This is a genomic window from Sphaerisporangium sp. NPDC049002 (assembly GCF_040649355.1).
Classification (GTDB): Bacteria; Actinomycetota; Actinomycetes; order Streptosporangiales; family Streptosporangiaceae; genus Sphaerisporangium.
Genome location: NZ_JBEZFH010000056.1, coordinates 23,947 through 36,594, shown reverse-complemented (window position 1 = coordinate 36,594; position 12,648 = coordinate 23,947). Strand labels below are relative to the sequence as shown.

The 12,648-nt window shown below is 67.7% G+C and carries 14 protein-coding genes; 8 read left to right on the top strand and 6 right to left on the bottom strand.

The window, feature by feature from the left end:
- Positions 1 to 200: 200 nt before the first annotated feature.
- From AB0B89_RS14365 to AB0B89_RS14355, 3 genes are all read left to right on the top strand, one after another.
- A complete protein-coding gene (locus AB0B89_RS14365) occupies positions 201 to 1,010 on the top strand; it encodes a cytidylate kinase family protein (protein WP_358552266.1) in 810 nt (269 codons plus the stop codon).
- 352 nt (positions 1,011 to 1,362) lie between these two features.
- Positions 1,363 to 1,929 (top strand): ATP-dependent Clp protease proteolytic subunit, encoded by a 567-nt coding sequence (locus tag AB0B89_RS14360; protein WP_358552264.1) that lies wholly within the window; start codon positions 1,363 to 1,365, stop codon positions 1,927 to 1,929.
- Between the two features lie 39 nt (positions 1,930 to 1,968).
- Positions 1,969 to 2,643 (top strand): ATP-dependent Clp protease proteolytic subunit, encoded by a 675-nt coding sequence (locus tag AB0B89_RS14355; RefSeq protein WP_358552262.1) that lies wholly within the window; start codon positions 1,969 to 1,971, stop codon positions 2,641 to 2,643.
- Positions 2,644 to 2,733: 90 nt separating this feature from the next.
- Here the strand turns inward: AB0B89_RS14355 and glnII are convergent, their stop codons facing one another.
- Positions 2,734 to 3,765 (bottom strand): glutamine synthetase, encoded by a 1,032-nt coding sequence (gene glnII, locus AB0B89_RS14350; RefSeq protein WP_358552260.1) that lies wholly within the window; start codon positions 3,763 to 3,765, stop codon positions 2,734 to 2,736.
- A gap of 295 nt (positions 3,766 to 4,060) precedes the next feature.
- Here glnII and AB0B89_RS14345 point away from each other — a divergent pair, with 295 nt between their 5' ends.
- Complete coding sequence (locus tag AB0B89_RS14345) at positions 4,061 to 4,897, top strand: NAD(P)H-binding protein (RefSeq protein ID WP_358552258.1); 837 nt, start codon at positions 4,061 to 4,063, stop codon at positions 4,895 to 4,897.
- Between the two features lie 44 nt (positions 4,898 to 4,941).
- Here AB0B89_RS14345 and AB0B89_RS14340 read toward each other — a convergent pair whose 3' ends face one another.
- Positions 4,942 to 5,931 carry a DNA polymerase ligase N-terminal domain-containing protein gene (locus AB0B89_RS14340; RefSeq protein WP_358552256.1) on the bottom strand — a complete coding sequence of 330 codons (990 nt, stop codon included), beginning with the start codon at positions 5,929 to 5,931 and terminating at the stop codon, positions 4,942 to 4,944.
- Positions 5,932 to 6,105: 174 nt separating this feature from the next.
- Here AB0B89_RS14340 and AB0B89_RS14335 point away from each other — a divergent pair, with 174 nt between their 5' ends.
- Positions 6,106 to 6,471, top strand: a complete 366-nt coding sequence (locus AB0B89_RS14335) for a YciI family protein (RefSeq protein ID WP_358552254.1) — start codon at positions 6,106 to 6,108, stop codon at positions 6,469 to 6,471.
- 86 nt (positions 6,472 to 6,557) lie between these two features.
- Here the strand turns inward: AB0B89_RS14335 and AB0B89_RS14330 are convergent, their stop codons facing one another.
- The 4 genes from AB0B89_RS14330 to AB0B89_RS14315 all read right to left on the bottom strand — a co-directional run bounded on the left by AB0B89_RS14330 (position 6,558) and on the right by AB0B89_RS14315 (position 9,392).
- Complete coding sequence (locus AB0B89_RS14330) at positions 6,558 to 7,643, bottom strand: Gfo/Idh/MocA family oxidoreductase (protein ID WP_358552252.1); 1,086 nt, start codon at positions 7,641 to 7,643, stop codon at positions 6,558 to 6,560.
- A 141-nt stretch (positions 7,644 to 7,784) separates the two neighbouring features.
- On the bottom strand, positions 7,785 to 8,405 hold the full coding sequence (locus AB0B89_RS14325) for a DUF6082 family protein (RefSeq protein WP_358552250.1): 621 nt from the start codon (positions 8,403 to 8,405) through the stop codon (positions 7,785 to 7,787).
- 104 nt (positions 8,406 to 8,509) lie between these two features.
- Positions 8,510 to 9,130 carry a DUF6879 family protein gene (locus tag AB0B89_RS14320; RefSeq protein ID WP_358552248.1) on the bottom strand — a complete coding sequence of 207 codons (621 nt, stop codon included), beginning with the start codon at positions 9,128 to 9,130 and terminating at the stop codon, positions 8,510 to 8,512.
- Positions 9,123 to 9,392 carry a hypothetical protein gene (locus AB0B89_RS14315; protein ID WP_358552246.1) on the bottom strand — a complete coding sequence of 90 codons (270 nt, stop codon included), beginning with the start codon at positions 9,390 to 9,392 and terminating at the stop codon, positions 9,123 to 9,125. The genes AB0B89_RS14320 and AB0B89_RS14315 overlap by 8 nt, the downstream gene beginning before the upstream one ends.
- Before the next feature lie 284 nt (positions 9,393 to 9,676).
- Here AB0B89_RS14315 and AB0B89_RS14310 point away from each other — a divergent pair, with 284 nt between their 5' ends.
- From AB0B89_RS14310 to AB0B89_RS14300, 3 genes are read left to right on the top strand one after another with little or no spacing between them, the layout of a single operon-like run.
- Positions 9,677 to 10,369, top strand: a complete 693-nt coding sequence (locus tag AB0B89_RS14310; RefSeq protein ID WP_358552244.1) for a response regulator transcription factor — start codon at positions 9,677 to 9,679, stop codon at positions 10,367 to 10,369.
- Positions 10,366 to 12,039: an ATP-binding protein gene (locus AB0B89_RS14305; protein ID WP_358552243.1), complete on the top strand. Its 1,674-nt coding sequence runs from the start codon at positions 10,366 to 10,368 to the stop codon at positions 12,037 to 12,039. The genes AB0B89_RS14310 and AB0B89_RS14305 overlap by 4 nt, the downstream gene beginning before the upstream one ends.
- 41 nt (positions 12,040 to 12,080) lie before the next feature.
- Positions 12,081 to 12,626 (top strand): hypothetical protein, encoded by a 546-nt coding sequence (locus AB0B89_RS14300; protein ID WP_358552241.1) that lies wholly within the window; start codon positions 12,081 to 12,083, stop codon positions 12,624 to 12,626.
- The last annotated feature ends 22 nt before the right edge of the window (positions 12,627 to 12,648 follow it).

Below are 12,648 nucleotides of genomic sequence, written 5' to 3'. Positions count from 1 at the left end.
TAGTGAGTAGCCCTCGTCCGCGCCGGAGCCCGCTTCGAACGAGGCGTCCTCGTCGAACGCGACCCGGTGACCGCAGCCTGACGTGCGGTGCTAAACCCTGACGTGCGGTGCTAAACCCTGACGTGCGGTGCTAAACCCTGACGTGCGGTGCTAAACCCTGACGTGCGGTGCTAAACAGAGACACCGTGAGAGAGGCAGCAATGGACCAAGGCACCCGCGGCGAGCTCATCAGTCGGCTGGCCGAGGCGATCAGGTCCGTCACGACCGCGCACCCGCTGCGGGTCGCCATCGACGGGCCGCCCGCCGCCGGCAAGACCACACTGGCCGACGAGCTCGCCGTCGTCCTGCGCGCGCAGGACCGCGACGTCATCCGCGCGACCGTCGACGACTTCCTCTTCCCCCGTGCACAGCGCTACCGACGCGGCCAGTACTCGGCCGAAGGCTGCTACTTCGACGCCCACGACCACGCCGCGCTGTGCCGGGTCCTGCTCGATCCGCTGGGCCCAGGCGGAGACCGAAGGTTCCAACACGCGGTCTACGACAGAGACACCGACACCCCATCGTCCCCGCCGGCCACGACCGCCCCCGCAGACGCCGTACTGCTGTTCGACGGCGTCTTCCTCCTGCGCCCAGAACTCATCGACCGGTGGGACCTGCGCATCTTCGTGTCCGTCCCATTCGAGCAGACGGTAGATCGCGCCCGGGACCGAGGCACAGCGCTGGCCGGATCCACCGCCGACACCGCCGACACCGCCGACACCGCAGAAATCGAGGGGATCTGGCCTGAATTGGAGAAAGAGGTCGGGCTTGTTGGGTTCCGTTCCCACCCCGTGATCCGGTTGACGGGTGATCCGAGTGCTGCCCACCCAACTCCTGGTCTCCCCGGTGGCTGCGGGATGGCGAGATCCAGGCCACCCGTTCCCACCCTCACCCGATGCCCCCGGCCGGACCCCTCCAGGGCACCCCCCCTCTGCCTCCAGGCGGCCCAACCCCCGGGCGACGACACATAGAGACCCATGACGGGCTGAAACCGCCCCACGCGCCGGGCGGAGGCGGTCACTCCACTGGTCTGATCATCTGGTGTAATCGCCAAAACTCTGTCAAGCGAAATACGTTGTGAGCGGAATACGTTTAAAGCGGAATCCGCTCATAGTGAAAATGTGCCGACAGTGAAAAAGCTGTCGGGCGGGTGTGATTTCTGGCAGCGTTAAACTCAGAATTTCGCGGCACGTAAAAACCGCGATTTCCGGCGACTAATCTGGGAGCAGGTGGCAAACGGTGACCCCGAGGCGTTCCAGCCGTGACCCGTTCGCGGCGACCTTCGAGTCCAGCTCGCATCCCGTCGAGGTGCCCTCACCCTCGATGATCGATCCGATCAGCCAGCGGCTGCTGCGCGAGCGCATCATCTTCCTCGGCCAGGAGGTCGACGACGAGATCTCCAACAGGATCTGCGGAGAGCTGCTGCTGCTCTCGGCCGAGGACTCCAAGCGGGACATCTTTCTTTACATCAACTCGCCTGGCGGTTCTGTAACGGCCGGCATGGCTATTTACGACATCATGCAATACGTCCCAAACGATATCTCGACGGTGGCGATGGGGCTGGCCGCCTCGATGGGGCAGTTCCTGCTCTGCGCCGGCACGGCCGGCAAGCGTTACAGCCTGCCGCACGCCCGCATTCTGATGCACCAGCCATTGGGCGGCATCGGCGGCACGGCCTCCGATATCAAGATCCAGGCCGAGCAGATGCTCTACACGAAGAAGATGTTCGCCGAGCGCATCGCCTTCCACACCGGCCAATCCGTGGAGCAGATCGCGCGCGACTCCGACCACGACCGGTGGTTCACGGCCGAGGAGGCAAGGAGTTACGGCTTCGTCGACCACGTGGTGCGGAGCGCCAACCTCGTTCCCTCCGCCGGCCCGGTCTCCTGACCGGCCAGAGCATGACCTCGAAGCACGAGTGGAGGCACTATGAGTGATCAGAGCCGGCCCGGGATCCCCGCCAGGGTCGCCCCGATCGACAGCCGGTACGTCATGCCCACGTTCACCGAGCGTACGAGCTACGGCGTCAAGGAGATGAGCCCGTACAACAAGCTCTTCGAGGATCGCATCATCTTCCTCGGGGTGCAGATCGACGACACCTCGGCCAACGACGTGATGGCCCAGTTGCTGACCCTGGAGTCACTCGATCCCGACCGTGACATCAGCATCTACATCAACTCGCCGGGCGGCTCGTTCACGGCGATGGCGGCGATCTACGACACGATGCAGTTCGTCCGCCCCGAGATCCAGACGGTGTGCATCGGCCAGGCGGCGTCCGCCGCGGCCGTACTCCTCGCGGCCGGCACACCGGGCAAGCGGGCGGCGCTGGCGCAGTCGCGCGTCCTGCTCCACCAGCCCTCCACCGAGGGCAGCTTCGGGCCGACGAGTGACATGGAGGTCCAGGCGCGCGAGATCATGCGGATGCGCGCGCTCCTCGAAAGCCTCGTCGCCGCCCATTCGGGCCGGTCGCTGGAGAGCGTCCGCAAGGACATCGAACGCGACAAGATCCTCACCGCCGAGGAGGCCAAGGCCTACGGCATCGTGGACGAGATCTTCACCAGCAGGAAGCGCAAGCCCACCTTGGTCAAGTCCGTGGCCAGATGACACGCCGGTGGCGCCGCCCGCGAGAACCTTCATCGCTGGAAGCGGCGCCACCTGTCGGACGTCGGCCGGCCGTGTGGGCCGGGGCCGGGGTCAGACCTGCCCGGCCTTCTCCAGGGCGGCGCAGCAGGTGTCCACGATCAGACGCGTCACGACGTACGGGTCGCAGTTGGCGTTGGGGCGGCGGTCCTCGATGTAACCCTGCTTGTCGACCTCGACCTGCCACGGGATGCGGACCGACGCGCCACGGTTGGACACGCCGTAGTTGAACTCGCTCCACGGGGCGGTCTCGTGCATGCCGGTGAGCCGGTTCTCGATCTCGGCGCCGTATCCCGCGATGTGCTCCTCGGCCTTCTCGCCGAGGGCCTCGCAGGCGGTGATGATCGGGTCGTACCCGGAGCGCATGGCCTGGGTGGAGAAGTTGGTGTGCGCGCCCGCGCCGTTCCAGTCGCCCTTCACCGGCTTGGGGTCGAGCGTGGCGGTGACGCCGAAGTCCTCGGCGATGCGGTACAGCAGCCAGCGGGCGACCCACAGGTGGTCGGAGACGGCGAGCGGGCCGGCGGGGCCAACCTGGAACTCCCACTGGCCGGGCATGACCTCGGCGTTGATGCCGGAGATCGCCAGACCGGCCTCCAGGCAGGCGTCGAGGTGAGCCTCGACGACCTCACGGCCGTACACCTCGTCGGCGCCGACGCCGCAGTAGTAGAAGCCCTGCGGGGCGGGGAAGCCGCCGACCGGGAAGCCGAGCGGGCGGCCGTCCTTGAAGAAGGTGTACTCCTGCTCGATGCCGAACCAGGAGTCCTGGTCGGCGAAGCGCTCGGCGACGGGGGAGAGCTGCGCCCGCGTGTTGGTCGGGTGCGGCGTCATGTCGGTGAGCAGGACCTCGCACAGGACCAGCACGTTGTCACCGCCCCTGATGGGGTCCGGACAGGTGAACACCGGCTTGAGCACGCAGTCGGAGGCCTTGCCAGGCGCCTGGTTGGTGCTCGACCCGTCGAAGCCCCAGATCGGCAGCTCCGCGCCGTCGGCAAGAATCCTGGTCTTGGACCGGAGGCGGGCGGTCGGCTCGGTGCCGTCAATCCAGATGTACTCGGCCTTGTAGGTCACGACGATCCCTTCAGACAAGCAGACCCCACACGTGTCCGCAACGCCGAGATTGTCAACCGGCCGTTTCAAAGCTGTTGCCCATTTATGAACGCCATGTGAAATCGTGCACGAGCTCGGCGTGTCGTTGCTCACACATCTTGCCTGGTCAGGTACCTGGTCCGGGTGTCGAGGGAGGGCGGCTTGGATGATCGGCCGGGTGAGAACCCGCCATCCGGGGATCATCATCCTTGGGCTGACATTCGCGATAGAAGCCATCCGATACTCGCTGAAACCCATGGTTCCGCGATTATGGTCACCACTCTGGAGGAAGCTCATGATCCTGGTAACCGGAGCCACCGGCAACGTCGGCCGGAACGTGGTCGAGCAGCTTCTCGCCGCTGGTCAGCAAGTCAGGGCCCTCACCCGTGATCCGGACAGGGCGAGCCTGCCGGCCGGGGCCGAGGTGGTCCGCGGGGACCTGTCCGAGCCCGGCACCCTCCCTCCCGCGCTTCAGGGCGTCACCGCCGCCTTCCTGTACGCCGTGCCGGGCACCGCACCCGCGTTCCTCAAGGCCGCCAAGGACGCCGGCGTCCGCAGGGTCGTCCTGCTCTCGTCCATCGCCGTGGACGACGACGCCGAGGTTCAGCCGAACCCCATCGCCGCCCTCCACGCCGTCATCGAGGACGCGATCGAGGAGTCCGGCCTGGAGCGGGCCTTCGTACGGCCCGGCGCCTTCGCCACCAACGCCTACCAGTGGCAGGGCCAGGTCAAGACGGGGGACGTCGTGCGCCTTCCGTTCGGCCAGGCCGCCACGGCGCCGATCCACGAGGCCGACATCGCCGCCGTGGGCGTCCAGGCGCTGATCTCGGACGGCCACGACGGCGCGCGGTACCAGCTGACCGGCCCGCGTTCGCTGACACTGAGCGACCAGGTACGGATCGTCGGCGAGGCCGCCGGACGGCCGCTCCGCCTTGAGGAGGTGCCGCCGGAGGTCGCCCGGCAGGCCATGATCCAGCGCGTCCCGGAGGAGATCGTCGACACGTTGATGGACCTCCAGGCCAGGTCCGTCGGCCGGGAGGCCCTGGTGACGCACACCGTCGAGAAGGTCACCGGCCGGCCCGCCCGTACGTTCGCCCAGTGGGCGGCGGACCACGCGGACGACTTCCGCTGACCGGCGGCGGCGCGTACGAGCCGCCGTTCGGCCAGGAGAGAGAGTCAGTCGCCTACGGGGACGCGCAGCCAGTACGGCGACCGCGCGCCGGGGACGTACGGGCTGTCGAGCCGTTTGGCCAGGACGGCCGGAAGCCCCTGCTCCCTGGCCACCTTGAGCACCGCCTTGCCGTCGCCAGGGAACCACGGAGTCGTCTGCCAGTGCGGGCCGCGCAGGGACAGGTGGTCGAGGGTGCGGCGCCGGTCCCTGTAGGTCCGGTCGAGCAGGACTCCGCCGTTGAGGCGCAGCACGTCGAAGATCATGTAAATCGGCGCGCCGTCCATCTCGACGATCTGGCCGTCGAGGACGGAGGGCAGCCCGAGGAGGTTCTTGCCGAGGCCGGCGAGGTCGGGGTGGTCGACAGGCGTGCCGTCCTCGGCGAAGAGGCCGACCTTGCCGTTCTCGATGCCGGCGAGGGCACGCGTGCCCCCGAGGTCGAACTCGAAGCCGTAGGCGTCCTGGTCGCGAGGAAGGCGCCTGCGCTCCTCGGGCAGCATGGGACGCAGGTCCGCGGCGGTCGGCAGTCCGGGTTCCGGCGGCGGGTCCATCCTGTGGATCATCCAGTTCTTGCCGTGGGTCGGGAACAGCACGTACCGGCCGGAGGCCCGCGACCCGTGTACCACGATCTTGACTTCGCGGTCCGTCCACTTCTCGGTCTCGTAGGTGCCCCGGTCCCAGACGAGCATCAGGCCCCCGCCGTACTCGCCCTGGGCGATCTCTCCCTCGAACGTGGAGTATTCGATGGGGTGGTCCTCGGTGTGCACGGCCAGATGGTTGGTCTTGGGGTCGAGGGGGAGGCCCTTGGGGATGGCCCAGGAGGCCAGCACGCCCTCGCGTTCGAGGCGGAGATCCCAGTGCAGGCGGCGGGCGTGGTGCTCGTGGATCACGAAGGTGTCGTCCTGGCCCGTGGGGAGGGGCCCCGGTTCGGGCACGGGCTCCGGCGTGCGGGTGGCGTCGCGCTTGCTCCGGTAGGCGTCCAGCTTGTCGGGCGACATTGCCGTTTCGTACCCACACTGCGCCCATACCGCACCCCAATGCGTACGCCTCGGGGAAGCGAAACGTCGGAAGTTCCCGCGAGAGCCTGTCGAAGTCCCCGCCCGTCGATCGACATCTAGATGGACGCGGATGTCCTTATAGATGTCCCTAATGTCCCTATAGGAGGCACGACGATGCGGTTCATGCTGATGCACAGGGCCACCGGGCAGCGCGTGGTTCAGGCCGCCGACCCGGCCGCCGACCCGCTCGCCGGCCTGGGGAGGCTGATCGACGAGATGGTACGGGCCGGCGTACTGCTCGCCGCCGAAGCCCTCCTGCCCGGCTCGGCGGGCGCACGCGTCTCGGTCTTCGAGAGGAGGCGGATCGTGACAGGAGGCCCGTCCGCCGGCGAGGAGGAACTGATCACCGGGTTCGCGTTGATCGAGGTGAGATCGAGGGAGGAGGCGATCGAATGGGCGGCACGCCAGGCCGAGGTGGTAGGCGACGTGGAACTCCGCCAGGTCGCCGCGCCACCGGCCGGCAGTGGGGGAGCCCGGTGACACCCACGACGGCCACCCCTGTCCATGGGCGAGCCGTCGTGGGTGTTCGTCCTCCTCGTGGGCCTTCGTCCTACTAGGGCGGAGGGTCAGCGCGCCCAGGCCTCGCGGGTGGTGGTGACGTCGGCCGACGTGCGCAGCGACTCGCCGATCGCCAGGCTGATCAGATGGTCCTGGCAGCCGTCGGCCAGGGGGTACGGCTCGGGCGCCTGGCCCCGCACCCAGGCCGTCATCTGGCACAGCAGGGAGACGACGGCCAGGTCGTCCTCGGAGAACCGCGCCCCCTTGTAGTCGTTGCGGTAGACGATCCGCCCGTCGAAGCTGATGTGGTCCAGCTCGAAGCCTTCGAGATTCAGGTCGATCCCGGTCTGGCGCCGGATGAGGTGCGACTCCACCGGGGTGGCGGGGTCGGCGAGGCGCACGACGCGGTCGTCCACCAGTTCGCCCAGCGACCCTCGGATGACGATGCGGCGCGTGCGCAGCGGGTTCCACCACTGGTTGTCGGTGAAGTCGTAGAGCCCCATCCCGCGGTCGAACGCCAGCGTGGCGATCGTGGTGGCCGCCTTCTTCGGCGACGCGTCACCCGTCCAGCCGTCCGGGGTCAGCGGGTCGGCCAGCGGGCCGGTGAACGACCGGGCGTTCACCGTGGCCGCCTCGAAGCCGGCGCCGAGCAGGTGACGGATCATCGACACGGCGTGGTAGAGGTGCGTGGAGGAGACCTGCACGGAGGTCACCTGCCCGATGACGCCCTCACGGATCAGCGCCAGCCTGGCCGCGTGCCCCGGCATGTGCAGGTACTGCTCCGCCACCTGCACCAGGCCGCTGGAACCGACGGCGGCCCACAGGTCGCGCAGCCCGTCCAGGTCGGCCGCCGGCGGCGTCTCGGCCAGCACGGGGACGCCGGACGCGACCAGTTCCTTGGTCACCTCCGGGGTGACCGGCCACGGCACCGACGGGATGACGAACTCGGGACGTCCGGCGGCGAGCATCTCCCCGACAGAGCGGAACGTCGGCACACCCCAGCCCGACTCGACCTCCGCTCCGCGCTCGGCCGACCTGGTCACCACGCCGGACACCGACAGCCGCTCGGGCAACTGCCTGGCCAGGCGCAGGAAGAACCGCGAACGCCACCCGCTGCCGACCAGACCGAAACGCCCCGCTGACTCTGAGCTCAATATGCTTCCTTCTCGTACTCGGGGCGCTCCGCGAGGCCCATCCCACCACCGCGGTACTCCCACGCACGGCACCCCACACACTGCACGTGATCCCCCCAGAGAACAACACTCCACCTCCCCTGCCGGGCGCGGAGGCGACACCTACCTGTCCAGCCGATCGGCGACCCTGCGCATGAGCCCGGCGATTCGCGTGGCGCGCGGCTCTGAGGGCAGGTCGAGCGTGGGCGTGGCCGCGACCGACCTGTTGTACTCCTCATCGAGAATCGCGTGGAACCTCCGAGCCTTTCGCGTCTGGGACGTCCGGATGCGTGCTTCTCTGGCTTCATGCCAGAAAGTCCGCCCAGGCCTGGCCGAGAAGATGGTTGTCGCGCCGTGACGTAGATGCGTCTCGGAAAAGGTGCCGAGCTCGAACCGGGTCTGCCAGTAGGACAAGATGAGGTTGGTGTACAACTGCTGCCTGAGGGACCTCTCGTCCGTCTCGGTGCTGAACACCCCCCAGCACTCGCGATAAATCGGGTTTTCCAGAGCCATCGTGATCAACTCATTGTGAGTGGCCCGTGACGCCTGTTCCCGGGCCAGCTTGGCTTCACGGGCTTGCAGGACTAAGGAAACAGTGATCGCGGCCAATGCGAAGACGGAGAGCAAGGCGGCGGCTGCCCCGTAGGTCTGTCCGATTTCACTTCTTCGCGACCATCTCCCGCCATCGTCGAGCACATCGAGCGCGAGAGGGGACAGCGCTACCAGCGCTACCGCTAGAAGCACGAGCAGGACTGTCAGGACGGGAACGAGTCGACTCATGGAAGGTGGACCTGTTAGCGGTCTGAGCCTTGCTGGGAGCTGACGAGTCTGGGCGGTCATGCCGCCTTTCATACCCCCTGGCGTGCGGGTGGGGGAAGGTATCTGATCTTCCTCGGGAAGTATCGGCGGATGTCTTCTCCGCGTTCCCAATGGGCGCTGATCTCGCGGCGGCAGGTCTGGATGAGATCGAGATCGGTGAACTTGCGCGCGCCGGCCAGAACACCGTCTGTGTACTGGATGTCGTACATGACCGGGCTTGTCGAGCGGTCGCCCAGCACCACGACCTCCGGCAGTACGCTCCGCGTCTCCAGGTGCGAGATGGTCTCGGCGGGGAGGATTCGTATCTGCTCACCCAGCTCTGCCCAGATGGCGAGCAGGTGTAGCTCCCACTGGAGGTACGGTGTCGGTGGCTCGCAGATGAATCGGATTCGTCGTTGTACGATGCCGTGGCGGTCGAGCTCGCGCTGATGCTCCATCCTTCCGGCACGCATCTCCTCAGCGAGCCTCAGAGACTTCTTCCACTCGCCTTCTGCCATCGCCACCCAACTGGGCGAGGAAGGCTCCTTGAAAGTGACCTGCCTCTCCAGCTTCCACGTCACGTCGGCCTTCCAGAAATTGTCCTGGAAGTCGCTCTTGTAGGCGCCGAGATCGAGGTCCTGCGCTGGAAGGCGGCTGAGCTGGTCAAGCATCTGGGATATCCGGCTTCGCGCTGGTGAGAAGGTGTCGTGGAATCATGACGAGGCGCTCGTCCGCGCGAATGGTCACGTCACTGGGAAGCCTGCCCGCATAGCTCGCTGTGACGTCACGTCCGACCACGGCTATGTCTCCGTTCTCCATCTCCCAGATGTCGGGGCAGCCGTCGGTGTTGGCCGTGCTTCCCAGCTCGCGCATCGACTTGCCGATTCTACGCAGGAATTTCGTTCCGGTCTCCGCTTCCCATGGCGTGTTCATGCGTCGCGCCTTCCCATTATGGGCACCTTTGCAGTTATAGCGTCACACGGGCCGTAATTTGCGTCAATGTTATCGAATCATCGCTCATATATAGCAGGCCGTAACCGCTCTTTGAGTTCGTTCCGGTGCCCAGGGCGCGTCGGATTCCTGGTCGTGGCCTATGGAGGCGACGGCGGAGTGTGCCCGGCTGAGCGTTCCTTCCCGCGACTCAGGGGGATGGGCGAGGCGGGTGGATCTGCTTGCTTTGAGCTGGCGTTGAGGTAGTTCGGGTAGACGTAGAGGTTATGGACCGGCCCGACAGGGTTCTCGTCGTTGACGATGAGCCGAACATCCTCGCTCTGCTGTCGCAGACCCTGCGCCTGGTGTCGTTCGAGGTGAAGACGGCGGAGTGCGGGACCGACGCGTTGAGGGCAGCGGCGGCGTTCGATCCGGACATCGTCGTCCTCGATGTGATGCTGCCCGATCTGGATGGTTTCGAGGTGGCGCGCCGGCTCGGTGAGGTGCCCGTACTCTTCCTGACCGCGCGGGACACCGTGGAGGACCGCGTCCAGGGGCTGAGCCTCGGCGCGGACGACTACGTCACCAAGCCGTTCAGCCTGGAGGAGGTGGTCCTGCGGATCAAGGCCATCCTGCGCAGGAGCCGGGCGGCCGGGCCGTCCACGGACCACCTGCTCAGGTACGCCGACGTGGAGCTGGACGCGGACGCGCACGAGGTGCGGCGCGGCGGTGTCCCGGTGGACCTGTCGCCGACCGAGTTCAACCTGCTGGCTTACCTGCTCACCAACGCCGGACGGGTGGTGAGCAAGACGCAGATCCTCGACAGCGTCTGGCGCTACGACTTCGGCGGGGACTCCAGCATCGTCGAGTCCTACGTCTACTACCTGCGCAAGAAGATCGACCGCTGGGATCCGCCGCTGATCCACACCGTACGAGGCGTCGGCTACACGCTCAAGCTGCCGCGAAAGGGTGACGCGTGAGGTCGTTCACACAAGAGCTCGGGCGGCGGTTGCGGCGGCCGGGGCGCTGGACGTTGCGGGCCCGGCTCGTGGTGGCGGCGGTGGCGCTGACCGCGGTCGCGCTGGTGCTGTCCAACGTGGTGGGCCTGAGCCTGCTGCGCAACTACCTGGTCGCCCGGCTGGACGACCAGCTCGACGCCACCGCCTCCCCGGCCACGACCGGGCTCGTGATGCTGCCCGAGCAGGGCCTGCCGTTCCCGATGTCCGGATCGACGGAGAAGGGGCGGATCCAGATCCAGGTGTCCGAGAAGGAGATCGTCCAACAGATGATCGGCGACAGGAGGTTCTATCTCTTCACCTCGGACGGGAAGCTGGCCGCGGAGATTCGAGGTGCCCTCCCCAACAGGCCGGAGCTCGGTTCCTTCGATGAGATTCAGAGGGGCAAGCCCTACACCGTGCCAGGCACGGACGGGCCGTCCTGGAGGGTGAAGGCGATGGAGCTCCCCGGCGGTGAGATCGTCGTGGTGGCGGCGTCGCTGGCCGAGATCGAGGCGACGCAGCGGTGGCTGATGGCCATCGACGCCGCGGTCATGGCGGTGGTGCTGCTCCTGCTCGGCTTGGCCGCCGCCGCCCTCGTACGGCTCGGCATGCGCCCCCTGACGCGGATGGAGGAGACGGCCGCGCAGATCACCGAGGGCGACTTCAGCCGCCGGGTGCCCGAGACCGCCCCGCACACCGAGCCGGGCCGTCTCGGGGTCGCGATGAACGTGATGCTCGACCGGGTCGAGTCGGAGATCGCCGCGCGCATCGAGTCCGAGGCGCGGATGCGCCGGTTCCTCGCCGACGCGTCGCACGAGCTGCGCACCCCGCTGACCTCGGTGCAGGGCTTCGCCGAGCTCTACCGCAGGGGCGGCACCCCGCCGGGGCCGCCCATGGACGAGACCATGCGCAGGATCGAGGACGAGGCCACCCGCATGGGCCTGCTCGTCAACGACCTGCTCGTGCTGGCGCATCTGGACGAGGAACGTCCCCTCGACACCCATCCCGTGGACCTGCTGGAGATCGCGGTCGAGACGGTCCGCGACGCGCGTGCCCGGCTCCCCGAGCGGCGGATACGGCTCACCGGGCTCGGCTCCGCGCTGAGCCCCGTCATGGTGCTGGGCGACGACGCCCGGCTGCGGCAGGTGGCGGCCAACCTGGTGACCAACGCGCTCGTCCATACCCCGCCGGACGCGGAGATCACCGTCCGGGTGGGCGCCGGAAGGGCCACCGCCTCACCGGCCGCCGCGGTCGGTGACGCGACGCACCAGCTCATGGGAGTGCTGGAGGTGTGCGACACCGGCCCGGGGATACCCGAGGACCACGCCCCGCGCGTTTTCGAACGGCTCTACAGGGTCAGCCAGAGCCGCTCGCGCGCCGAGGGCGGGGCGGGGCTCGGGCTCGCCATCGTGGCCGGGATCGTCAGGGCGCACGACGGGCGCGTCGAGCTCGCGACATCCCAAGGCGACGGTGCGACATCCCAAGGCGACGGTGCGACCTCCCGAGAAGACGTTGGGACCTCCCGAGAAGACCATGCGACCTCTCAAGGCGACCTTGCGAGCTCCCGAGAAGACGTTGCGACCTCCCAGCGAGAGGGCGCCGTTTTCCGGGTGCTGCTTCCGCTGGTGGATTCCGAGGTTCCTCCGAGGTAGCTCAGGGGTCGCTCCGATCCGCGCTCGGCAGCATTCGGGCCATGAGAAGAACACTTGTAGCGGTGGCGTTCCTCGCGCTGGCCGCCGGATGCGGACAGCCGGCCACCTCCGGTGGGGTGGCTTCGGTGCAGGGCACGAAGTCCCCCTCCTCGACCGGCGCCTCCCCGACCGCCTCGGTCGACCCCCAGGAACAGGCCAGGCAATTCGCCCAGTGCATGCGGGACCACGGCATCGACATGGCCGACCCCGAGCCGGGCATGGGTGGCGGCGTCAAGATCGAGGTGCCCAAGGCTGACCAGGCCAAGGCGGACAAGGCGATGGAGGACTGCCGCAGCAAGACCTCGTTCGGTGAGAAGGGGCCCGAGATGACGCCCGAGCGGCAGGAACAGATGCGTGCCTTCACCCAGTGCATGCGGGACAACGGCGTCGACATGCCCGACCCGGACTTCGCCCACGGCGGTGGCATCATGATCGGCGGCCCCGACAGCAAGGTCCAGCCGGACGACCCGACGTTCAAGAAGGCCCAGGAGGCCTGCCGCGACAAGCTGGGCCCCCAAGGCGGGTCTGTCAGTGTCACGGGGTCCTGAGGGTGAGTGACACGCGCACGGA

Coding starts and splice junctions, on each gene's coding strand:
- AB0B89_RS14355 (WP_358552262.1), top strand. CDS start 1,969: ATGAGTGATCAGAGCCGGCCCGGGATCCCCGCCAGGGTCGCCCCGATC.
- AB0B89_RS14360 (WP_358552264.1), top strand. CDS start 1,363: ATGATCGATCCGATCAGCCAGCGGCTGCTGCGCGAGCGCATCATCTTC.
- AB0B89_RS14345 (WP_358552258.1), top strand. CDS start 4,061: ATGATCCTGGTAACCGGAGCCACCGGCAACGTCGGCCGGAACGTGGTC.
- AB0B89_RS14340 (WP_358552256.1), bottom strand. CDS start 5,931: ATGTCGCCCGACAAGCTGGACGCCTACCGGAGCAAGCGCGACGCCACC.
- AB0B89_RS14315 (WP_358552246.1), bottom strand. CDS start 9,392: ATGAACACGCCATGGGAAGCGGAGACCGGAACGAAATTCCTGCGTAGA.
- AB0B89_RS14320 (WP_358552248.1), bottom strand. CDS start 9,130: ATGCTTGACCAGCTCAGCCGCCTTCCAGCGCAGGACCTCGATCTCGGC.
- AB0B89_RS14300 (WP_358552241.1), top strand. CDS start 12,081: ATGAGAAGAACACTTGTAGCGGTGGCGTTCCTCGCGCTGGCCGCCGGA.
- AB0B89_RS14365 (WP_358552266.1), top strand. CDS start 201: ATGGACCAAGGCACCCGCGGCGAGCTCATCAGTCGGCTGGCCGAGGCG.
- AB0B89_RS14310 (WP_358552244.1), top strand. CDS start 9,677: ATGGACCGGCCCGACAGGGTTCTCGTCGTTGACGATGAGCCGAACATC.
- AB0B89_RS14335 (WP_358552254.1), top strand. CDS start 6,106: ATGCGGTTCATGCTGATGCACAGGGCCACCGGGCAGCGCGTGGTTCAG.